Source organism: Paenibacillus plantarum, from assembly GCF_013141695.1.
GTDB classification, from domain to species: Bacteria; Bacillota; Bacilli; order Paenibacillales; family NBRC-103111; genus Paenibacillus_E; species Paenibacillus_E plantarum.
In genome coordinates, this window is the sequence record NZ_WHNY01000005.1 from 1 (window position 1) to 24,488 (window position 24,488).

A 24,488-nucleotide genomic window follows, 5' to 3' on the forward strand; every position below is an offset into this window, starting at 1 on the left:
AAAGCGGCCCCGACGGCCGTCGCGCGCCGCCCTTGCTTGTGTTTTTGTGCGCCCAGCATGGGCGATTATTTTATGTAATCTGGCAAGATAACCTCGCGGTTCGTACCATAAAATATATCATCATGTCCGCTTATTCGTTGACAAAACTGTTCGAATTTATCCCATGAATTATGGATATCGAATTCATAACTGTGCCCCCATATATAAAAAATTTGCGGCTTATCAGGCTTTAAGGCAATAAAAGCTTCCGCAAGCTTCTCCATTTGCCCCCATTCTTGATGGTGATAAACAGTTGGATTAAATCTAAATAGGTTGTCTTGCAGGTCAAAATGATAGGTAGATGTTGTTGTTCTTGCGTATTGGATGGCTGTTTGGTTTCTTATGACATTCGCAACGTAATCATTGTTGTTCACGCCCCCGCCTGGATAGGCCATACCAACCACATCATATCCCACGATTGCTTCCAAATTTCTACGATCTTCTTCCACCTGCTTCACGATCTCGGTTTCATCCAATTGAGTAAGAAGTGGGTGAGTTAAGGTGTGCGCTGCGACTTCATGTCCGAGGTAAACTTCTCTTACTTGATCTCTTTGAATTTTGGTATGATTAACGGTTTGTCCTTCCCTGATAAGGGCGTTGTCCAATCCAAGGAGTTCCGAGTTAAGATTAAAAGTTGCTTTAAGTCCGTACTTATTAAAGATTTGAATCAAACGTATATCTTGGGTCACACCGTCATCATAGCTGAATGTAACAGCCTTCATTTTTCCGTTAAACATGTACATCCTCCTTAACTTCTTGCGTATTTCTCCGACCGTATCATCGAAAGAAATCACTGTCAATCCTAACTTTCCATTAACCTCCTAATTAGGTGAGTAGTAAGTAAATTTGTTACTGATGATGAGTAAATCTATTCCTTACTTTATAGGCAATTCATAGGTCATAATGGATTACAACCAAATGAGTGCTCGAACAAACGCACATGAATTGCAGCGTTCTTGGAGCCTTTAATCAAGGAGAAAGCTGAGTAAGAACGTTCGATGTTTGGTAGCAGGGGGGATTTGAACATTGGATTATTCAATCATGATAGATTGCTGGGATAAATCATGTCTCATCCAAGGAAATTGGTTTCCGTCCAAGCTCAGAGGGAACAGGGAAAGAGATACAATTTACTCAATAACTGCTGGAAGCTCTCTCTTTTTTGTACCACGATTAGAAAATTCTGGTGTCTATAAGGTATCCGTTTACGTAATCAAGGCATTCGGGGAACAGCACTATGAAATCATTCATGATGGTACCAGCACTTGGGCAACAACTTCTTCAACTGCTGGTGAAGAGGGCTGGACAGAATTAGGTAGGTATATGTTTAGAGCTGATGGCAGCGAGTATATCAAATTGATCTCGCAGAACGGATGTACACGGGGGACGTCGATTATGCTGGAACTCACCGAGGAAGTGAGGATTTTGGCTAATATGGGTGAATTTATAAGTAAACCTTCATCAGCTAAAGGAGTTCCGTCCCCAGATTTTTTTAATATGGCAGGTGAAATTCTAGACTGTACAACCGCCACATACACGGAGTCGGGATGCTGGCAAGATGCACTACTTGAGAATTATAAGGGTGAAAGCAGGACCAGAATGTCTTCGACACGGGGAGATTCCGTGAAATGGTTCATAACGACACCAATGCTATCTGCACAAGAAGAGGGCAATTTTGCTGTGTATGTTTGGATGCCTTACGGGAATAGCAGCGGGGCAAGTGTAAAATATTCGGTTCAAACATTGAATGGTCTTTGGGTCAAGGAACTCAGCCAGGAAAAGCACTATCGAGGCGGTTGGGAAAAATTGGTAACTGTGCGTGCATCTGGGGACACAGGTTTTGGGGTCATCTTGGAGGTATTGTCTGAGACGGATACCTATGCGTCGGCCATTAAGCTAGTTCGGACGGAAGCAGCGGAGGATGCCGCTGCGAATATGATGAGTGAAGCGGATACAGAAACGGTCGCTGTTCTTGTTAATCAATCCGGATACGATATAGGTAGAGCCAAGAGAGCAACGATTGTGAATATCCCTGACGAAACACCATTTTTTATCAAGGATGCCCTGACAAATGAAACGGTTTATACAGGAAAAGTCGTCAATCATCTCGCAGATTTTTCAAACCTGAATCCCGATAGCAAAAGTATGTATTATGTGGAGTCGGGCGGGGCTGTATCGTATACGTTTACAGTGGCAAATAGTTGGATCCAGCGCGTATCCGTTCCTGCTGCTCTTGCTTTCATGAACCATGCTAGGAATGATGCCTGGCTTCCTGGGCTTACTAGTATTGCCTGGCGCGACAGCCATCAATTTTCTTTTGAACTAGGCTCTCTGGCAATGTTATATATGTCGAATCCGTCATTGTACGACAACATGTCGCGAACCATTGTCCAATTAGATCTGACGATGTTTGAGAACTTGAAAACGCAGAATGAGCCGGATATTATTTGGCTGATGAAGTTCGCTGCAGAGCGATATTATGACTTGAAGGTGAATCATTCGCATGCTTTACATCCTCTCATTAAGGAGCAATTATCTTATTTTATCTATATGTTTCCTCATATTAAGGCGTATGTGTCGGAGGAGGAATACGTAAGAATCAGAGATTTTACAATCGAGGAGTGGACTTCGTCCGATCAGACAAATACGCTGAAATGGTACGACATTGCAGGTGAAAAATATAACCTCATGGAGGTTCAGACTGCATGTGGAGGAATTAAGGGTTCTTTCCCACCTGGGCATGCCATCGTCCCGAACCTGTTGATGTACGAAGTAGTCAAACGGGATCGACTTGGCGGAGAGGAGCTGTATTTCGAGGCAGCTTATAGAAATTGTGAATATATACTTGACCATATTGATATAGCAAGTCCTTATTATTCCAAAGGTCAACGAATGAGTGAGCACATCGTCATGGAAAATCTAGCTTACTTTCAGGAGATGTACCCGCAACAGGCGCCGGCAAAATTGATAACTGAAATCAATCGTTGGGCGAAAAAAATGATCGCGCGCTCCGCAAACATGTGGGATATGAGGATGGCATCTTCTGTCTCTGCTGGCGATGAGCAGGATTTTTGGACAGGAGCGGCATACGCCAAGTCCAATGACCCTCAAATAACGGCGCTTATGAACGAGCCAGGAAGTGAGGCGGGGATTCAGGCAGCAATGTTTGCGGCTGCCAGAGTTATCGACGACCCACAAGTGGCCGGACGGCTGAAAGAAATTGGCATTGCAGGAATCGATCATATGTTCGGACGTAATCCTTATGGCAGAATGTTCTTTTACGATGCGAAAAGAGATATCGAAGGGGCTCATTCAGGATGGTTCTCCAAACATGAAGTTGCTGGAAATGGTCGACTTGGTGATGTTCCCGGGCGAATTGACGCTTCTCCGAAAGAATCGGCATACCCCTTTAAACCAAAAGCAGATCCGGGATATGTTGAAGGCTGGGTTGCTTTCAACTCAGCTTGGAATTGTTCCATTGCATATAGCGCAGGAGATGACATAGAGATTTCGCTCAATAAGGCCCGAGCAAGAGTGGGGGAATGGATTCAAGTCCGCTTAAGGGCACCTATTCATATGGATAGTGAAAAAGTAGAAACTGCAACGATACAAGTGACGGATTCGATTTCAGGCAAATGTGATTGCTTAAGTTTAAGAGAAGAGATCCAAGACAGTATGCATTTCACTGGAGTGTACCTTGTTCCGGAAGGCATGGGTTTGGAATTTTCGTACGGATATGGATTGTTTAAGAAAGTGGCAAAGTTAAAGATTATTTCAGAACTATAAGACATCGGCATAGGAGGTATAAAGAAATGAGTAATGCAAAGGCACATTGGCGTCTCTGGTATGATCGTCCCGCTGAACAATGGACGGACGCGCTACCGGTAGGAAACGGCAAAATCGGAGGTATGATTTACGGAGGCATTCATGAGGAACGAATCGGACTGAACGAAGAAACGGTGTGGTCGGGTAAGCCGCATTACGACGCGAGCCCTAGTGTGCTGCAAACGATCGACCAAGTTAGAAACTTGCTGTTTGAAGGAGACTACCGCACAGCGCATGAGTTGGCGGAACAATCGATGAGAACACCGCTTAACCCGTATTACGGCAATTATCAACCGTTGGGAGATCTGTATATCAAATTGGACTTGCCTCCTAGGGATATAACGAAGTATCACAGAGAATTGGATATCGACCAAGCCATCTGTAGAACAAGCTTCTATGTAGGAGAAACTTGCTATACGCGGGAGGTTATTTGCAGCAACCCTGATCAAGTTATGGTAATTCGCTTGGAAGCCAGTGATACCCCTTCTCTAAGCGGCTGTCTTCGGATGGAGCGTGAATCTGGAGCAAGTGTATATCAGAATGGCGCAAGCGGGCTGGCTCTTCGTGGCGAATGTGAGTACGAAGGTGTGAAATTCGATGCAAGTGTGGAAGTGCATTCCGAAGGGGGAATATGTTATTCAACAAGTGATTCCGTCATATTCAGGGAATGCAAGGCCATTACGGTGTATGTGACCGCAAATACGACATACCGCCATAAGGACCCTCTAGAAGTAAACAAATCGCTGCTTCATTTGGCGGGCATGAAATCATGGGAACAATTGAAGACGGATCATAGTAGCGACTACCAATCCTTGTTTCACCGTATGGATATCGATTTGGGTGCGGACCGGTACCAAGAGCTTCCAACAAATGAACGTCTATCCCAATTGAAATTCGTTCAGGATGATCTCTATTTGACGGCACTGTATGTTCAGTATGGCCGTTATCTGTTAATTGCCAGTTCACGGAAAGGAACCCTGCCTGCTAATTTGCAAGGCATTTGGAACGATAGCTTTACACCGCCTTGGTTCTCGGATTATACGATAAACATTAATGCGCAGATGAATTATTGGCATGCCGAAACGTGCAACCTATCCGAGCTGCACGAACCGTTGTTTGATCTCATGGATACACTCGTTGAGCCAGGACGCAAGGCTGCCAAAGAGCGCTACGGCTGCGGCGGAGTGGTGCTCAGCACGCGGACGAATCCTTGGCTTAATACGTCGCTTCGGGCAACTTCTTCACTGCTCTGGCAGGAAGGAGCAGCTTGGCTAAGTAGGCATTATTGGGATCATTATCTATTTACAGGCGATATCGAGCTGTTGGAGCAAAGGGCTTATCCGTTCATGAAGGAAGCAGCCCTGTTTTATCTTGATTTCATGGTCGAGCATCCGATTTACGGATGGCTTGTCACTGGTCCGACAACATCGCCGGAGAATAAGTTTTTAGCTGCAGACGGTATGGTAACTGCACTCGATATGAGTCCAACAATGGCTGTTCAAATTATAGACGATTTGTTCGAAAACTGTATCCGGGCAAGCGAGGAGCTTGGGTTGGATTATGATTTCAGGGAGCTGCTCATTCGGAAACGTTCACAATTGCCTCCGATGCAGGTCGGGAAATTCAGGCAACTGCAAGAATGGCTTATGGATCATGAGGAGACAGAGCTAGGGCACCGGCATATTTCACATTTGTTCGGTTTATTTCCGGGGCACAGCATTAGCTACAAAACACCAGATTTGCTCCATGCTGCCCGAACTACGCTCAATAGAAGACTTAGTCACGGAGGCGGACATACGGGTTGGAGCTGCGCTTGGATCATTAACTTATGGGCGCATTTGGGAGAAGGAGAACTGGCCAACCAGTATATCAAGACGCTGTTTACCCACTCGACGCATAACAACCTTTTTGACAACCATCCGCCTTTTCAAATCGATGGAAATTTCGGGGCGGCGGCAGGCATCGTAGAAATGCTTATGCAGAGTGATGAAGACGAAATTCGGCTACTGCCTGCGCTTCCTGCTGAATGGGCGAACGGAAGCATTCGCGGTATTTGTGCGAGGAACGGATTTGAGTTAGAACTTCACTGGAGTGATAGTGTTCTTGATAAGGCGGTCATCCATTCCAAGCTGGGTCGCCGCTGCCGGGTAAGGTACGCTTTTGAAGCGGGGATTGAAGTACAATGTGCGAAGGAGTCAATTCCAATTAGTATCGTAAATGGGACACTGGCGTTTGACACACAACCTGGAGAACAGTATCGCCTTTTGTTTTAATACAGAGAACCTTTGCCTGAAGAAGGCAGAGGTTTCTTCGTGTCTAGGCGTTGTTATCTCAATTATTCAGCTGGAAGTAAGTAAATTTGTTACTGATGATGAGTAAATCTATTCCTTATTTCTAGGAGCCTTATAGGTGATAATTGAGTTACAGCCAAGAAATAAAGGAGGTCTTGTAATTGGCAACATTATGGAAGAATAGAGTGCTCTACATCATGCTTTTGCCACTGGTGGCGTGGTATATCATTTTCAAGTACGTGCCAATGTATGGCGTTATCATCGCATTTAAGGATTACAGTATTATGTCAGGGATTGGCGGATCCGATTGGGCTAATCCATGGTACAAGCACTTCAAGATGTTTTTTGACTCGCCTTATTTCGCGCAGTTGCTCACAAATACACTGTTAATCAGTTGCTATAAGCTGGTATTTACCATGGCGCCGTCCATCATACTGGCCATCCTGCTGAATGAGTGTCGGAACGTTTTCTTGAAGCGATGGGTGCAAACGTTGAGCTACATGCCTCATTTCTTGTCTTGGGTCATCGTTTATGGAATTGCTTTGGCGTTTTTTTCCGAGACTAACGGACTGGTCAACCGCTGGATCGGGGATCTAGGGCATAACACAATCCCTTTTCTTAGTTCGCCGGATTGGTTTCGTTCCCTTCTGGTCGGAACGGATGTTTGGAAGGACCTTGGCTGGGGAGCGATTATTTATTTAGCTGCGATAGCCGGCATTGACCCTTCGCTTTATGAAGCGGCTATGATGGACGGGGCGGGACGCCTTCGGAGAATCTGGAACATTACTCTTCCTGGAATTGCAAACGTTATCGCTTTGCTCTTGATTTTAAGATTGGGACACGTTATGGACGCTGGGTTTGAACAAATTTATATTTTCTATAATGTTCGGGTCTACTCTGTAGGAGATATCATCGATACTTGGGTGTATCGTACAGGGCTAGAGCAGCTGAACTTCAGTTTGGCAGCTGCAGTAGGTTTGTTCAAATCAGTAATTGGCATGGTGCTTGTACTTAGCGCCAATAAGCTTGCAAAGAGATGGGGTGGAAGCATATGGTAGTCAGTCGCGGGGAACGTGTATCGGGTGCAGCTATTAATTTGATTCTTGGTTTCGTAGGAATTATAAGTCTCTTTCCGCTGTTATTCGTAGTATCGATGTCACTGACGCCTTATGGCGAAGTTATTAAAAACGGAGGATTTCTGATTATTCCTAAATCCATTACGTTTGAAGCCTACAAATATCTCTTTCAAACCAAAGAGTTGCCGCAAGCGATGCTGGTTTCCATCTTTACGGCTACAGTAGGGACAGGGATCAACTTGTTGCTTACAATGCTTGGTGCGTACCCGCTGAGTAGGAAATCGCTTCCGGGCCGATCGGCTATACTGTTACTGATTGTATTTACAATGCTGTTTGGCGGCGGCTTAGTACCGACTTATTTGTTGGTCAAATCCTTAGGTATGTTAAATACCCTATGGGCGTTGATCATTCCGAGCGCAGTCGCAACGTATAACCTTTTGATTATGAAAACATTTTTCGAAGGACTCCCTGAGGAATTGTTCGAGTCCGCACGAATCGATGGCGCTAGCGATTTAACGATTTTGTTTCGTATCGTCGTTCCGTTGTCCGTGCCCTCGTTGTTGACCATCGGGTTATTCTATGCCGTATCCAATTGGAACAGCTTTTTCTCGGCTGTTATCTACATCACCGACCCGAATTTAAATCCACTGCAAATCGTTGTACGTAAACTATTGCTCTTGAGCAATTCCGTCGAAAATACAACGGATATCGTTGTACCAACGCCGACTTTGCAAATGGCGGCAGTCATCATAGCCAGTCTGCCCGTACTCATGGTGTACCCGTTTATACAGAAACACTTTACAAAAGGTGTATTAATCGGAGCTGTCAAGGGATGATTCGTTGTGTACCGCATTATTTTCGCGCTAAGAGAGGGCGAACCGTTGCGTTCACATATATAATAGTCATGAAAGAAGGGGTAACATGAAAAAACATATGAGAAAAAATGCAGTAGTAGCCATTATCCTATCCACTAGTTTGCTAGCAGCATGTTCGAACACCAGTCCTTCAGCAGAAACAACATCAAAGGGGGAGGCGTCGAGCAAACCGTCCGCGGCTCCTATGAAGATTGAAATCATGCAAGATGAGACGGTCACCTCAGCAGATGGTCCTGGTTTTCCAAAGGATGATTTCGTCAAGAATGAATTGAATAAGAAGTTGAATATCGACTTGACGATGACCTTGGATACGAGCGATTATTTGGCCAAACTGAACACGAGAATGGCAGGTGGAAACTTTCCGGATGTCATGCTGCTTATGAAAGAGCAAGTTCAGCAGTACGCCCAGAACGGTGTATTGCTTGATATGGGGCCCTATCTCGATAAATTGACCGATTATAAGAAATTCGTAGGTGCAGACGATGTGAAGAAGGGGGTTGTAAGCGGCAAGCAATATGCGCTGCCTAAGGCACCTGGATTTGCAACGAATACGTATTGGATTCGTAAGGACTGGCTTGATAAATTAAATTTGGCTGTGCCTACTACGGTCGATGAACTGTTTAATGTGGCGAAGGCATTTACCGAGAATGACCCTGACGGAAACGGCAAGAAGGATACACTCGGCATTACGGGGGTCGGCATAGATACATTTGGTCCTGTTTTTGGAGCTTACGGCGTCACGGCAAGTGCTGCAACGCTAACGGTTTTGAATAAAGATAAAATTGTTAATTCACTTTATGATCCAGCCATGAAAGATGCTTTAACGACAGTTAAAAAATTTATTGACGCCGGCGTTGTTGATCCTGAATTTATGAGTAACAAGCCTAATACTTCGAAAGATAAGGCATTCCAAGGGAAGATCGGCATTATTTTCGATGGCTGGAGCGGTATTATTAAAGAGGCGACGGTTAAGATCTGGAAGCAAGCAAATCCGAATGCTGATTGGGTACAGCTCTCCGCACCGAAAGGACCTAACGGACTGCAATATGTTAGTAAAGTCGATATCGCTTCAACAGGCAAGATGCTTGCATTCCCGAAGGCACTAGAGAAACAACCAGAGAAAATCAATAAAATCATTGAGCTGCTCAATTACGTCTCGACAACAGAAGGCAACCGCTTGGTAGATTACGGACTCAAAGATGTTCACTACAAGGCCGATGGCGATAAGATTACCATTACGGATCAAGGCCTAAAGGAAAGCGGATATACATTCGTTTATCAATTAACAGGCCGACCAGAACTTGCCTACCTGCAAACCAAATTCCCGGGGCAAGCGAAGTATATCGAGTTTGAAAAGAACTTGCCGCGATTGCAGGTCATTGACAAGTTTATCGATATGCCGAATGGTTACAACAAAGCCGATGCAGAGCGGTTCATTCAGGAGGAATTAACGAAATTCATTTATGATAAAACACCAATCACGGATTACAGTAAATTTCTTGCTACTTTAGAAAGTACATTTAGTTATAAGGTTTATACCGACGCTGTGACCAAGCAAGCGAAGGATCTTGGGCTCACGAAATAAAATGAAGATCCCCCATTGTGCATGTTGCAATGGGGGATTTCATTCAGAAGCAAATACTGGTAAATGTTGTGAGTGAGGAGATTATCTTTCACGACAAAGGGGGACATGCTAAGATAATTCTAAAGGCACACGTTGAATGAGGTGAAGTTCGAAAGGGGAAAGTGCATGTTTCAAACAATTAAAAGACTATGGCCAGCCAAATTGCAAAATCGCATTTTCCTAAGCTTCCTAGTAGTGATTTTCTTTCCTTTCTCCATTCTACAAATTCATAATTACAATCAAATAGAAACGATTATTGGAGCGAAAATTAGTGAACAGAACGTTACTCAGCTAAGCCAAATGAAATTCCAACTTGAAGAGGTACGTCGAACCGCCTTGAATTCGGTCTTACAGCTGGAGCGAGACACCAGCATTCGGGAATTGATGTCCCGAGCTCATAACGTACCGGGAGCAGAATCATCTCGCATTGTCGAGGAAAAACTGGATGCAATGAAAAGTACATTTTTACCGAATAGTGTATTTATTCAATATACATTTGTCCAAGAGAACGGTGATGCATACACATCTTTGCCGCATGCCGAGAACAATGAAGGCCCACTACATGCTCAATTGGCTGACGAGCTAACTGCTAAACTACCAATCGGAAGTCAACTGTTGAAGTGGGAGTTTGAACAAGTGCGCAACGGTCTGCAGTCGGAGCCCGAGACCAAAAAGGTTTTATCCTTATACTCGCTTTCAAATGCTACTGGAGGAGAATGGCTGCGCGCGCGAGCGAGCATCGATATCGATGGGTGGTTGCGAAATTCGGCAAACAGTATTCAGATCAAGCAAAACTATTATGTATTGGATCAGCAGGGCGCCATTATTTCTCAATCGAACCCGGGGTTCGTCATGAATCCACTTATTACATCAAAAATTCTCAATCAGGCGAAATTGTCGCCGAATGCTTATATCATAGATAAGTCTGGAACATTCGTTTTTAATGCTATTTACATTCCTTCCATTTCAAGTTATGTTGTCAGTCAGTTTCCACTGGATTTCTACTTTGGCGATATTCAAGCACTCAAGCAACGGGTGTTCGGCACCTACCTGCTGTTTATTGCGTTTTTCATAGGCATCTCCTTCTTGACGCTATCCACCTTGACTCGTCCGCTTCGGCTCTTGGAGGCTAGGATGAAGGAAGCTGCGGAGAAAAGGATGAATATCAAGCTGTCCGAGGAACCGCATAGGGGTGAAATTTTGTCATTTGTTCGCGCGTTTAATGGGATGGTCGACGATGTCACAAGCTTGATTGGGCAACTCAAATTAGAAGAGAGACAGAAGGAATCGATTCGGTTTCAAATGCTTTTGAACCAGATGAACCCGCATTTTTTACTCAACACGATCAACACGATTAAATGGAATGCCAGCAATTTCGGTGATGAAACGACAGCGGAAATGTGCAAAGCGCTTGCCAAACTGCTGGAAAGCAGCCTGAACACAGATAAGGATCTGGTTTTTCTGCATGATGAATTGAATTTATTGCGTTCCTATGTCTATATTCAAACGTTTCGGTACGACCACCGTTTTGAGGTACAATATGAAGTCCAGGCTGGTCTGGACTATGCGCTAGTACCGAAGCTAAGTCTACAGCCGCTTGTCGAGAATGCCATCCAGCATGGGCTTGTATACCGTAAGCAGGGGGGCATTATAAAGGTCAAAGTGGCATGCGAGGATCGCTTTCTTATTATTGATGTTCAAGATAATGGTGTGGGTATGCAGAAACAGCAAGCGGATGTACACCGAGTTCGTAAAGGAATCGGTCTAAGCAACCTGAAAGAGCGTTTATCTCTCCTCTACAAGCAGGACGGCAGTTTGCAACTGATTCCGCAAGAGGAAGGGATGCATGTTCAAATCACTGTACCTTTGTTGTTGTCTAATCCCTATCAACTTGAAGAAACTGATGTTTGATAAAGAAAAGGGGGACAAGCGATGTGGAACCTACTGCTTCTGGAGGATGAACCATTCGTACGCCGGTCTATTCGGCAAGCCATCAATTGGGAGTCATTAGGGTTCAGGGTAGTGGCAGAAGCTGAGGATGGAAACGAGGCTTGGGAATTCATGCAAGCCCACCATGTGGATGTGGTGTTGTCCGACATTATGATGCCTATCATGAACGGAATTGAGTTAATTCGAACGGCCAAACAAGCTGGTCATGAGGCAGAGTTCATCATGCTTACCTGTGTGAATGAATTTGAATATGCGAGACTTGCGCTCCAGTATGGAGCTGTTGGCTATCTGCTCAAAGCCTCTATGGATATGGAAGAGTTGAAAGGGCTCCTGCTAAAAATAAAACATAGTTTAATCAAGAAGCGCGATCAACGAACGAAAGCGCCTATGTTTAACTTATATCATAACATTTGGAGATCTCTACATGGCTTAGAGGAGATGGAGCAAAAGGAGGATGAAGAAGAATTACTTCGACTTCCCACCTATGTTCGCCTATTTGTTGGTTCTGCCAATAATGCCTCATTAGTGAATGATCGGATTATGAACCTATTCGACATGAACTGCCGTGACAAATTACTCGTACATCCTTTTATCAATTGGGGAATTACGACTGTATTAGTCTGGTCGGATGAACGCTATATTCCTATAACACCAGTACTTACGGAAGTATGTTCTACGACATGGTTGACATCTGATGAGTTGAAAGCGGGATGGGAGTCATTGCTTCAAGGCATCGGACGTATCTGGTACGATCTGGATCCCTCCATCCCAACAATGAGGGAGTTGCAGCTTGAGAACTTGGCTTGGAAAAAGGAGTCTCTCATTCTGTCGCAATTCGAAGCTGCACAGTGGGTGGAATGCGAGAAATCTTTGCAATCGCTATGGGATTACTTCAAAGAGCGGCAACTGGCTGTGGTGATGGTCAAGGAAGCTGCTGACCGTCTGGACAGGGCGTTTGCCAGGTTATCGAATCAATTTCCTGCAGGGAAGGCGGTTTGGGCGGCAGTCGAAAGTCATAGGCAAGCATTGGAACAGATCGTAGATCGGGTTCACCATTATTCTAATCATCGGATGAAGGAAACCCTTACGGATCATCCTGAGATAAATAAAATCATTGCATATGTGAACAGACACTATGATAAGGAGCTTACGCTCAAAGGGATGGCTAAATACGTAAATATGGGCGAGCAGTATTTGAGTGGTTTGTTTAAGAAGAAGACCGGCGAGCAGTTTATCCAATATGTACAACGTATTCGAATCGAGCGGGCTTGCTATTGTTTGGCGGAGACGGAATTGCGCGTAGCGGAAATATGTGAGCAAGTAGGTTTTGTTCATATGAATTATTTCCTTAAGCAGTTTAAGAAGTGGACAGGGCTTACCCCGTCAGAATTCCGTGAAAGTAAAAAGGCAGAGCGGAAGAAACCGTTAGACACGGAGGATGCATAAAAAAGAAATCAAGGCTGTCTTGAGCCCCGACATGTCGGTTAGCTTGAGCAGCCTTTTTGCGTTCTCAAGTCGCTTTAACACAGCAGGGTATAATAAGTGAGTAACTTTGTTACTGTTGATAGTTAAATCTGTTACTTATATCGTAAGCGCTTTCTAAATATGATTAGTGTGTAAAAACAGTTCCTTTCTCCGATATGAGCAGATAATTGAAAGCGTCGACAAATTTTTGTGTGGAGAGTTAAAGGGGGAGGCGGAAGGAGTTGGGGATAAGAGTTCCGATTGAAATTTCTTCAATAATAACTTGATGCAGGAATGGAATCACTTAGTAAATAAACGAAGGAGATGTATGTTATGGGTAAGTTTAAGAAAATCGTATTTCAATGTTTGATGTTTACATGTTTATTTTTTTCTCTCGCTGCGGTTAGTTTCGCTGCCGAGATCATTATTGATAATGGGGACCCTGGTTACACAGAAATAGGCACTTGGAACAACAGTAGTGTAACAGGATATAACGGTAGTTCAACAAGATATTCCAATGTAAGCAATAGCAAGGCTCAATGGAGCCCCACTATTTTAGAAGCTGGAGACTATAAAGTATTTATTTATAAGGTTACTAATAGCACAGGGGACAATGACGTTGATATTAATGTCGTCTATGATGGTGGAACCATTTCAACCGAACAAGATTGGACTACAGGTTCTTCTGGTTGGGTGAGTTTAGGTACGTACCCATTTGCTGCCGGAACGTCAGGCTATGTACAAATCACGAAAGAATCGACTTCTTATACCCGTGCAGATGCCGTTAAATTTGTATATGTACCCGTAGTGAATTATGCGCCTGTGGGTACTTACTATGTTGATTCCATTAATGGAAATGATGCAAATAGCGGAACAAGTGAAAGTTCGGCATGGAAAACGCTAGATAAAGTGAATGTGTACACCTATCAACCAAGTACAACAATCCTGCTTAAATCAGGAAGCTACTGGACAGGGCAGCTTAAGCCATTGGGATCCGGAAGTGCTGGTAATCCGATTATTATTAATAAGTATGGAACCGGCAATAAACCTATTGTAGATGGGAATGGCATAACCAATGCGGGTGCGGTACAACTATATAACCAACAATATTGGGAAATTAACAATTTGGAAGTTATGAATGACGCACCAGCAGCTGCTACAAGATTCGGGATCTATATACAACTTGAAGATTATGGAACCGCGAATCATATTTATGTTAAAGATTGCTATGTGCATAATGTGAAAGGCGACAATTCTAATCCACATAAGGGCGTTGGTATCTTTTACTTTGTGACAAGTGCAGATTCCTCGAAGTTCAATGATATCCAGATAGAGAATAATACCGTCAAGTCGGTCGACCGATCCGGAATTATACTTAGGAACCCAAATGAAACGTACAGTACAGGTGTAGTAATCAGAAACAATTTTGTTGAAGATATCGGTGGAGATGGGATCGTAGCCAAAACGAGTAAGGCGCCGTTGGTCGAATACAATATTGCAAAGGACACCTCTGCTAGGGCTAACAATGCTAACGCTGCAATATGGACTTGGTATACGGACGATGCGGTTGTTCAATACAATGAAGCTTATAACACAGTGCGTCTTCCGAATAACTTGGATGCAAATGGTTTTGACAGCGATTTCAATAACAATCGGAGTATCTTCCAATACAACTATAGTCATGATAATGGTGGCGGATTTATCTTGGTTATCGATCCCGGGGCTAGTTCTTATAATGATACTACAATCGTCAGATACAATATCAGTCAAAATGACAAAGAAAAAGTAATTAATTTATTGGGAGATATTACGAATGCCCAATTTTACAATAACACCTTCTATTTGGACAGTGCTTCGACTGCCAAAATGATTGAAGTTAGAAACTTCTACGGCATTCCCAAATCAACAAGTTTTTATAATAACATCTTCTATAATTTGGGAAGTGGTGGATTCGATCTCCGAAAAATAGAAACCTCCGTATTTGATACGAATATTTTTTATGGCATGGCTGCGCCTTCTCCAACAGCGGACGCGGACATTGCCGTTATTAATGCGATTACAGCTGATCCGAAGCTGGTTAACCCAGGTTCTGGTGGAACGAATATTAATTTTAGTGATCCAAACAGACTTAGTGGTTATAAGCTGCAAGCCACTTCGCCAGCTATTAACACGGGCTTGATCATTGCGAACAATGGAGGCAAAGATTTCTGGGGAACTCCGTTGTACACGGGACAACCTGATATAGGCGCTTATGAATCCAACATCGCATCAGACATTATTATTGATAATGGCGATGCGAACTATTCGGAAAGCGGAAGCAACTGGCTGAACAGTTCTCTAACCGGCTACAAAGGTACAGGAACAAGGTACAACTGGCAGGATTCAGGCGCATATGCAAAATGGACGCCTACGATCCCGCAGGCTGGAGACTACAGAGTCTATATCTATAAAGTTGTATATCCAACCAGTGACACGAATGCCAAGATTGATGTTGTCTATAATGGCGGAACTTCCACACAGTATGTCAACTATACGTTGGGCACATCCGGATGGGTTGATCTAGGCGTATTCAACTTCAATGCTGGTTCTAGCGGTTATGTCAAAAATACGAGATCAAATAATTCAGCCCGCGAAGATGCCGTGAAATTTGTAAGACAATACTAGTGGTTAGGAGAGGTTGATTAGCAATCAACCTCTTATTTTAATCTACCTAGAAGGATCATAGGAGAGTGATCACTTTGAACAAGAAACGAATCCTACAAGGGTTCATAATTATCGTCGTACTGTTATGCTGCACGGCTTTTTTCTACAGTAAACCAATCAAAGATGACCAAATCGTTGCAACCGTTAATGGCGAACCGATTCGAGTTTCCGAATTTATGCTCATTATGAACAACAACTATGTGGCTAAAACATATAACTATTTTACAAATAAGTATGGTGTTAAAGATTATCAAGACTTTTGGTCTACTAGGTATGGCAATGAAAAACCAATCGACTACGCCAAAAGTTTGACACTAAAGGAATGGATACGAATAAAATCAGAGCAAATCTTGATGAAACAATATGGCGTGGTCAGTGATATGACCTATGAATCCTTTCTGAATGAGCTGGAAAAAGAAAATAACAGGCGAAAGACGGCTGTCGAGAATAAGCAGGTCATCTACGGGCCAGTCGAATATAGCGAGTATCAATATTTTTCTCACATTTTTACTAATGATGTTATAGAGCTTAAGAAAATACTTGGCAAAGAGAAGTTTAAGATGACAGAAAATGAGTTGAAAGATGCCTATGAGCAGTTAAAAGAAAAATATTTTAGGGAGTCATATGATATAAAAGTAGAGAAGATAAGCATGAAGAAGAGTGAGCATGCAGACGAGATCATGAGAGAATTGCAAAGAAGTTTAGGGCAGGCTGATTCCTTTGAAAAGCTAAAAAGCAACGATAAAGACATTGTGTTTGGAACACAAACTTTTAATGAAACCACAGCCAAAACGGATTATGATGTAAATCCACAATTACTCATCGAAGCGCAACAATTAAGTGTTGGTGACATAAGTGACATTATAGAAGAAAATAATACGTTAACGATAATTAAATGTATGGAGAGTAAAGAGAGAGGGTTTCAAGAGTATGACCAAGTTAAGGAACAAGTAAATGACCGAATCTTAGAAGAAAAGTATGAGGATTTGGTTCAACATACAATTAAAAATGCGAAAGTGAAAGTCGTTGATAAGGTTTTTAATCATGGCCTCAAGATCCTAGGCGCGCAGTGATTATTCACTTTCCTATTGAACTATAATACGAGCTTGCCCGTCTAAATTCTATACAACATACAGATAGCACTTACAGGAGGAAAGAGAAATGAGATTCAACAAAGACACAGCAAAAGGCATCGTAGCAGGTACATGTTTTACCTTAGCTTTAATGGCAGGAGTGGGCAGCGTATCCGCTGGGGGATTTACCAAAATGTTACAAGTTACATTTAACGATATTAAAATAAATGTGGGAGATAAAAGTCTGAATTTGGTAGATGAATCAGGCGCTGCTATAGAGCCATTCAACGTGGATGGGACGACTTATTTTCCAGTTAGAGCCATTTCAGAGGCGTTAGGTAAAAAGGTGGAATGGGACAGCGAAACGAACACGGTATATGTTGACAAATCACAAGCACAAAAAAATAACGACATTCACGTGCTGAAACCTGAAATGGTTAAAAACGCAGATCTGGAAAAGGCGATCATGACGACGCTTGAAATGGATGATAAGGACGCGAAAGAAACCCAATACTACTACAATCATATTGATTTAAATGGCGATGGGAATGAGGAGGTATTCGTTCAATTGACGGGACCTTATACCAGTGGATCGGGCGGAGATACCGGTTTACTTTTCAAACAGGAAGATCACACTTTCAAATTTCTTCAAAAGTTTACCTTAATCCGTAATCCAATTATCGTAAGTACGGAACAAGCGAATGGCTGGAATAATCTCATACTTCAAGTGTCTGGCGGTGGTGTTGCCTCCCACTATGTTCAACTGAAACATGATGGTACCCAATATCCCAATCCGTCAGATGCTGTTGAAATGGATACAAACGCAAAAATAGAAGGTACAAGCATAATTAACATGGATGATATCGCGTATGAGAATAGAGAAGGATTGCATTTAAAATAAGATAAACGCTCCCCACATGGAACAGTCAATTATGGTCAGATACGACCATGATTGAACTGTTTTTTTGTCACTCCCGTTTTCTCAACAAGTGAAACGATTGGTTTCCTTTCTTGTTCATGTATTGACCCATTTGGAGCAAGTGCTACAATGAGTAAAGATCTCATCGGACCTGAAAGGATACCATTATGTTTGAACTAAATAAGTTAGCTAAGCTTTCATATAATCAGGATAATCCCAAATCTCCTTACCTATTTTCGGGTATTACAGTACAGATTCAGCAAGCGGAACGTATCGCCCTTATCGGTTCATCAGGGCAAGGGAAAAGTACACTTCTACGTACCTTGGCCTTACTGAGCTCACCAGATGAAGGAATGATGCTATTGGAGGGAGCCTCCTATCAAGAGGTTGGGGCACGAAACTGGCGGAAACGAATTTGCTATGTTGCTCAGCAAGCGGTCATGCTGCCTGGGAGCGTTGAGGACAATTTGCGTACAGCAAGCCGACTGCATGGCACATCATATGAAAGCAAGCTAGCTGATGAATTGCTAGAGACATCGGGACTGAGCGAGTTGGATCTTCAAAAGAATGCCCGTGAATTGTCTGGTGGAGAAATGCAGCGGATTGCTTTAATTAGATCTATGCTACTGCGCCCATCAGTACTTCTTCTAGATGAAGTGACATCTTCCTTAGATGCGATGAATACAAGGGCTGTCGAGCAATTACTTCAGAAGTGGCATGAGAAAGAGGGAACTACTCTGATAGGGGTCACGCATGAGCTTGAACAAGCGGTGCGTTCGAGTGAACGTGTATGGTTTATGTCAAGCAATACGATACTTGAAGATGCGCCAACAGTGCGTTTCTTTAGCGAGCCATCTACAGAGGCAGCGAGAAAATTTATAGGGTTAATTAAAGAAGAGGTTCAATTATGACGATGTTGTCACTTAGCTTTACCTTACTATTCATACTCGCAACGATGTTGATATCATTTTGGCAGAAGCTTGGATTGGAAAAAGAGATCGCAATTGGCACGATACGATCGACTCTGCAATTATTATTTATTGGATATGTGCTGCATTACATTTTTCAATCGCAGCATGTTGTGTACTTGATGCTCATTATCACGCTTATGATTTCTGTAGCCTCCTGGAATGCGGCTAAACGCGGCGGCGGCATGCCTGGCATTCTATGGCGAATCGCCTTGTCGATCATGACTGTGGAGATTCTTATGATGGGTATGCTTCTGGGGCTGCATCTCATTGAAGCCACACCGCAATACATCATACCGCTAAGCGGCATGACCATCGGAAATGCTATGATCGTATCGGGCTTGTTTATTACTCAACTCAAAAGAGAAGTTCTTGCATCGAAAGGCGAGATTGAGGCCCTATTATCACTTGGAGCTTCCGCAGGACAGGCACTGCAAGACGTTAGGAAACGAGCGGTTAAATTCAGTATGATCCCGACCATTGACGGCATGAAGACAGTAGGGCTTGTTCAGCTTCCAGGGATGATGACAGGTATGATCGTGGCTGGAGCTGAGCCAGTGGAAGCTGTGCGTTATCAAATTTTAATCGTATTCTCCTTTACCGGCTCCGCAGCAATTACTAGCATACTGTTAAGTGTCCTCATTTATAAGTTAGTGTTTTCGGAACAGCTGCAATTAAAGGTTTTTCACGACGGAAGATAAGTAGTTAGTGTTTGCATAAAATAGACAGAACAAGAAACCTGAGAGATTGCTGCCCTCAGGTTTTTTATACATGCTGGTAAATCTTCGATTGACGTAAAGGTGTAAACCGCCTATACTGACCATGATTCTCATTCTCATGATTGTATTTAACTTCATTCCAAAGAAGGTCTCAACATATATGCTGACAAAGAAACGAATGATCCAATCTATAGCGATCTTCCTGGTCGTTTGTTCCATTGTTATCACATGGCAATGGTTCGATTCGAAGGAATGGCTTCGTGATGTAGGACTGCTCTTCCACCAGCCCAAATGGTTGGTCTTCATGGTAATCGCCTACCTAGCTTCCTTTCTTCTCAAAGCGGCAGCTTGGCGAATTTACGCGGGACAAGATGTCAAATTCGCGGTCTATTTTCATGCGATTAGCTACAGTTTGCTCGTAAACCATGTGCTGCCGATCAAGGTGGGAGATGGGGTGCGAACCGGTTTATTAATGAAAAATGGCGGAAAGTCATGGGAGGATGCACTCCATTCCGTAGCGGTTATGCGCCTGTTGGATATGCTTGTGCTGGCGGTCATTGGAGGCATTGGTATCGTCCGCATGGGTCTTCCTTCTTCTTGGATGTGGGTGACGCTGCTGGCATCTGGCACAGCGATTCTCGCAACGGCACATTATTTACCTGTGATTCGCAAATTCCCATTTGTCGCCAAACATTCTGCCTATTTTCATCTTAAAATGCTTTCGGGCAAAGGGCTCGCCATTCTGGGCTTCATCACATTCAGTTGGGTGCTAGAAGCGGGGGTCATTATCGCAGTCTCCCAAATTATTAATTTGCAATTAGGAAGCCTTTCGCTCGTGTGGGCCAATAGCATGACGATTGCTGGGCAAATTTTTCATATTACACCTGGGGGCATTGGCACCTATGAAAGTACGATGAGCGGCTCACTTGTCTTATTGGGTGTGGATGGGAAAGACGCCTATCGAGCGGCGCTATTGTCACATACGTTTAAATTTCTATTTGCCTATGCGTTAGGTGGCTATTCTTTGTTGCGGATGCCGCTGCACGTTCGAGAAATGAAAGCTTGGATTAGCCGAGTCACAAGTCAAACTAAATCACAATCCTATAACAAAGTGCGGAAGGAAGATTAATATGAAAAAGGCATCATCTTTTGAGATTGTTGCAGCACGCTGTTGGAATCTGTTGAATGAGGGGAAACCGTTTACACCAATTTTCGTTGTCGGCGTTTTTCTGCTGTACCATATCGGTGTATGGTCTGATTCTAGCTTTTGGAGCGCGGCGGGTCTAGGGCTAGTGATAACCATGCCTCTATTTGTACTATATTATTGCTTCGATTTTCCGCTCTTTTTACGCAATTATTTATGGTTGCCACTTATTGCCGCACTTCTTATTTGGGAACGAAATGAACTAACTCTATATGTGCTGGCGTTAGGGTTGTTTTATTTCTTTACGATTTATTTCTGGGGCACGTTTTACTATCATTTGCGAATTGGAACGACCTGGTGGAATTTCACACGCTTCTGGAAGCTTGTCCTGAAGAATAGTGACTCTACAAGCGGCAATGCGCAGGAGCAGATGCCTAAGTTTCTGCTGTTGCTGTTTGTATGGAGTCATTATTATGGTCAATTCAAGGCGGATGTTTCGGCTGATGTGGGTACAGGGCTGCTATTTGCAGGCGGTTTGTTGATCTACAGTTTCATTCTGCACCGTAACTTATTCGATTGGAAGCCATCAGAAATTCCAACGTATACACGTGATTCAAGCCCTGTACAAGCAGGCAGTAAAGCATTGAACCAGAAGGTGATCGTTATCGTTGTGGATGGCATGCGCAAAGAACGCTTTGAGGAAGCGAATGCCCCATTTATGAAGAAACTGCGAGCAGAAGGCACCGAATATGCGCAAATGGAAACCGTATATCCAGCGCGTACCGTTGTCTGCTTCTCCTCGATGTTTACAGGTACATATCCACGTGAGCATGGGATTCGCTCCAATATGGTGTGGAGGTTGGGTATTCGGGTTGAGAGTATTTTCGATTCCCTGCGTAAAGTGGGCAAAAAAGGTCGCTTGCTGGGCATTGCACACTTGATCGACTCCATGGGAGACGATGTGGAGAGTGTGACGGCTGTCATGCACAATGATTTGGCAGATCGTAATATCATCGAGCGAGCGAAGAAGATTATGGCAGAGCAAAATCCTGACCTACTCGTTGCCCAATTAATTGGAGTTGACCAAACAGGTCACAGCCGAGGTGTTCTCTACGATGATTACACGCAAAAGATTGCCGAAGCGGACCAACTTATTGAAGAGTTCGTCGGTTGGCTCGAAGAGCGCGGCATGATGGCGAACACGACGTTGATCATCTGTGCGGATCATGGTCAAGCAGACGGCATTGGCGGACATGGACATCTCGACGAAGGCGAGCGTTATGTGCCTTTCTTCCTGCACGGTCCGACCATCGAAGCGGGCCGCCGCATTGATGAGAAGCATTCACTCGTCTCTATGGCGCCGACACTGGCTTATTTGCTGGGAGCACCCTTCCCAAGCCATAGTCGTGGACCTGTTCTAACGGAGGCTATTAAACATCATGACTAAGAAAAAAATCATCGTTTTCATGCCTGCACATAATGAAGAAGAGAATATCAGCGGGGTCATTGCCCGCGTTCCGAGAGATTTTCACCCGCAGTATGAGGTGGAAGTACTCGTAATCGACGACGGGTCCAAGGACCTCACCGTCCAAGTTGCGCGCGAAGCGGGGGCCGACCACATTGTGTCGTTTCCGCACAATCGGGGGCTCGGCGCAGCCGTTCGCGAAGGGCTGAAGCAATGCTGCCTGCTCGGCGGCGACATTGGCATTATGATCGATGCGGATAATGAGTATCCGCCAGAGCAAATCCCGGACGTCCTTGCGCCCATTATCAGCGGGCGCGCGGACTACACCTTTGGCTCACGCTTCAAAGGCAACATTCAAGGGATGAAGCTGCATCGCCGCTTAGGCAACTATACGTTTACCCTGCTGCAGGCGATCCTACTGCGCAGATGGATTTATGACGGCCAGTCAGGTATGCGCGGATTCTCGCGCGATGCCATGGAGAACGCCGTCATTATCCATGACTACAATTACGCCCAGGTGCTCACGATTAATCTGGTTCGTCAGGGCTACCGTTTAGAGGAGATTCCGATCTCGTACCAAGTACGGACCAAGGGCCAATCCTTCATCAAGTTCAGACAATATGTGTCTTCCGTAATTCCAGCGATTTACAAAGAAATGAGACGTCCCGTCTCCCGCAAGCGCCAGGCCACTGTCCAAATGCATCGAGATGAACCGAGCTTATGACACGTAACGCGTTAGTAATGGCGCTTTTTGCAGCTGCGGTTATAGCCAGTGTGATCTGCCTTAGTCTGCTATATGCGAGTCCTTATGTGCGTACATGGGACGAGGTGGACTTCACACTCGCACTGCATCGGTATGATTTACTGGCCATGCAGCCTCATTTTCCTGGATATCCTTACTTTATCCTGGGTGGTTGGTTTATTAACCAATGGATGAATGATCCCGCTATAGCCTTATCCGTCTTCAATTCCTTAGCAGCTTTAAGCTCTGCGATTCCTATGTTTTTATTGGCACATCGACTGACGGGCAGCGGCATCAAGAGCCTTTTGCTGCCCGCACTCGTTTTAAGCAGCCCCTACATTTGGCTCATGTCCTCGCGTCCCATGTCGGAATGCGCAGGCATGGCCATGCTGTGGTGGTTTCTTTGGAGTATCCGCTTTGCGATGGATCGTCCGCACGCCGTGATGCGTCACGGGCTAGCGCTGCTGATGTTCAGCTTCTTAATGGGGATACGCCTATCCTTCTTTCCATATGGTTTAGCCTTAGTTCCCCTTTGGTATTCGCTTTGGCAGCAGGGGGCTACCCGTTGGAGGAGATGGCTCCGAGTAGGAGGTTCAGCTCTGGCAGCAGGGCTGTTTCAATTGATTTGGGTAGCCGGCTTGGTACTTTCCGAAGGAAATGTGGCTGGCTTCTGGAAGTTGTCCCTAGCTTTCGTAGAGGGACATTTCTCTGAGTGGGGCGGTGGCGTGATCTCAACGCCGATGCCCATGGGGGACCGAATCATCCAGCTATTCGGGAAAAATTTGCTAGGTTCTGCCCTTTTTGGTGGTTCCATTCTCATTGGCATGAGTCTCGCGATTTTGGTTGTCATAACGTTGGTCGTGCGAGGATTCGTCGCATCTCCAAAGCAGCTTAATAAAGAGAACAGGCACTACTTACTTTGGTTGGTCGGCTGTGCTGTTCTTTATTCCATATGGGCGTTAATAGGTCAAAATATTGAAAAACCTCGACATATTGTTCCGGTCGTTACGCCAATTTTATGCCTCCTATATGTCTATATCATTCGAACGGCAGGTGCAGTGAAAGCCTCAGATCCTAAGTCGCGTCTGTTGAGACTAGCACCAAAGTTACTTTACACGCTCTTCATTAGTCTCATCGTCGTACAGGTTTTCTATGGCTCGCAGCTATTAAAAAGGCAGGCTTTGGACGAACCAGCGATTTATCAGCTGCATGACTATATGAATAGCTTGCAGGAACCTCTCATCCTGTTTACATGGGAAGAAACGAGAGTCCTACAGTACTTACAAGCAGATTACGAACATGAGCGCATCTATACGTATGGGTATTTTCAATCATTAGCAGGAGCAAATTCGGATCGACGCGTTTTTCTAACCGATCATGTTGTGCAAGGTTTTGCGGCTCAGGGGAAATCGGTGGAATCGCATTTAAAACAGATTGCCGAGTTTACATCCGATACGCTGTTTGACCCTGCCTATGGACACGTGACTTTATTTGAATGGGTTCGTTAGTTGCCACTATGAACGGACGATGAACAGTGTGTGATCAAATTGTAAAATAAAGGTTGACATAAAAATGGACAATGATTATCATTATCAATGACATTGAAGATCGAAT

General features: G+C 44.2%; 17 protein-coding genes. 16 read left to right on the forward strand and 1 reads right to left on the reverse strand.

Going from position 1 to position 24,488, the window contains the following annotated elements:
* Positions 1–65: 65 nt before the first annotated feature.
* Positions 66–776 carry a polysaccharide deacetylase family protein gene (locus GC096_RS01365; RefSeq protein ID WP_171628518.1) on the reverse strand — a complete coding sequence of 237 codons (711 nt, stop codon included), beginning with the start codon at positions 774–776 and terminating at the stop codon, positions 66–68.
* 289 nt (positions 777–1,065) lie between these two features.
* Here GC096_RS01365 and GC096_RS01370 point away from each other — a divergent pair, with 289 nt between their 5' ends.
* From GC096_RS01370 to GC096_RS01445, 16 genes are all read left to right on the forward strand, one after another.
* Entirely contained in the window at positions 1,066–3,822 is a 2,757-nt protein-coding gene (locus GC096_RS01370) for a cellulase N-terminal Ig-like domain-containing protein (protein WP_171628519.1), read from the forward strand.
* A 26-nt stretch (positions 3,823–3,848) separates the two neighbouring features.
* On the forward strand, positions 3,849–6,134 hold the full coding sequence (locus GC096_RS01375; protein WP_171628520.1) for a glycosyl hydrolase family 95 catalytic domain-containing protein: 2,286 nt from the start codon (positions 3,849–3,851) through the stop codon (positions 6,132–6,134).
* A 215-nt stretch (positions 6,135–6,349) separates the two neighbouring features.
* On the forward strand, positions 6,350–7,210 hold the full coding sequence (locus tag GC096_RS01380) for an ABC transporter permease (RefSeq protein ID WP_171628715.1): 861 nt from the start codon (positions 6,350–6,352) through the stop codon (positions 7,208–7,210).
* Complete coding sequence (locus GC096_RS01385; protein ID WP_171628521.1) at positions 7,204–8,064, forward strand: carbohydrate ABC transporter permease; 861 nt, start codon at positions 7,204–7,206, stop codon at positions 8,062–8,064. Before GC096_RS01380 ends, GC096_RS01385 begins: the two co-directional genes overlap by 7 nt.
* 85 nt (positions 8,065–8,149) lie before the next feature.
* Positions 8,150–9,688: an extracellular solute-binding protein gene (locus GC096_RS01390; RefSeq protein WP_171628522.1), complete on the forward strand. Its 1,539-nt coding sequence runs from the start codon at positions 8,150–8,152 to the stop codon at positions 9,686–9,688.
* A gap of 165 nt (positions 9,689–9,853) precedes the next feature.
* Positions 9,854–11,638: a sensor histidine kinase gene (locus GC096_RS01395; RefSeq protein ID WP_171628523.1), complete on the forward strand. Its 1,785-nt coding sequence runs from the start codon at positions 9,854–9,856 to the stop codon at positions 11,636–11,638.
* A gap of 21 nt (positions 11,639–11,659) precedes the next feature.
* Positions 11,660–13,123, forward strand: a complete 1,464-nt coding sequence (locus tag GC096_RS01400) for a response regulator transcription factor (RefSeq protein ID WP_171628524.1) — start codon at positions 11,660–11,662, stop codon at positions 13,121–13,123.
* Positions 13,124–13,474: 351 nt separating this feature from the next.
* On the forward strand, positions 13,475–15,805 hold the full coding sequence (locus tag GC096_RS01405; protein WP_171628525.1) for a golvesin C-terminal-like domain-containing protein: 2,331 nt from the start codon (positions 13,475–13,477) through the stop codon (positions 15,803–15,805).
* A 74-nt stretch (positions 15,806–15,879) separates the two neighbouring features.
* Complete coding sequence (locus GC096_RS01410) at positions 15,880–16,917, forward strand: peptidylprolyl isomerase (protein ID WP_171628526.1); 1,038 nt, start codon at positions 15,880–15,882, stop codon at positions 16,915–16,917.
* An 88-nt stretch (positions 16,918–17,005) separates the two neighbouring features.
* Positions 17,006–17,818, forward strand: coding sequence for a COG3650 family protein (locus GC096_RS01415; RefSeq protein WP_171628527.1), 813 nt, complete (start codon positions 17,006–17,008; stop codon positions 17,816–17,818).
* Positions 17,819–18,003: 185 nt separating this feature from the next.
* Positions 18,004–18,747, forward strand: a complete 744-nt coding sequence (locus GC096_RS01420; RefSeq protein ID WP_171628528.1) for an ABC transporter ATP-binding protein — start codon at positions 18,004–18,006, stop codon at positions 18,745–18,747.
* The gene (locus GC096_RS01425; RefSeq protein ID WP_171628529.1) at positions 18,744–19,505 is read left to right on the forward strand and encodes an ABC transporter permease; all 762 of its coding nucleotides are present in this window, start codon (positions 18,744–18,746) and stop codon (positions 19,503–19,505) included. Before GC096_RS01420 ends, GC096_RS01425 begins: the two co-directional genes overlap by 4 nt.
* Positions 19,506–19,683: 178 nt before the next feature.
* On the forward strand, positions 19,684–20,652 hold the full coding sequence (locus tag GC096_RS01430; protein WP_171628530.1) for a lysylphosphatidylglycerol synthase transmembrane domain-containing protein: 969 nt from the start codon (positions 19,684–19,686) through the stop codon (positions 20,650–20,652).
* 1 nt (position 20,653) lies between these two features.
* A complete protein-coding gene (locus GC096_RS01435; protein ID WP_171628531.1) occupies positions 20,654–22,114 on the forward strand; it encodes an alkaline phosphatase family protein in 1,461 nt (486 codons plus the stop codon).
* Positions 22,107–22,856: a glycosyltransferase family 2 protein gene (locus GC096_RS01440; protein ID WP_171628532.1), complete on the forward strand. Its 750-nt coding sequence runs from the start codon at positions 22,107–22,109 to the stop codon at positions 22,854–22,856. The genes GC096_RS01435 and GC096_RS01440 overlap by 8 nt, the downstream gene beginning before the upstream one ends.
* Positions 22,853–24,382 (forward strand): hypothetical protein, encoded by a 1,530-nt coding sequence (locus tag GC096_RS01445; RefSeq protein WP_171628533.1) that lies wholly within the window; start codon positions 22,853–22,855, stop codon positions 24,380–24,382. The genes GC096_RS01440 and GC096_RS01445 overlap by 4 nt, the downstream gene beginning before the upstream one ends.
* The last annotated feature ends 106 nt before the right edge of the window (positions 24,383–24,488 follow it).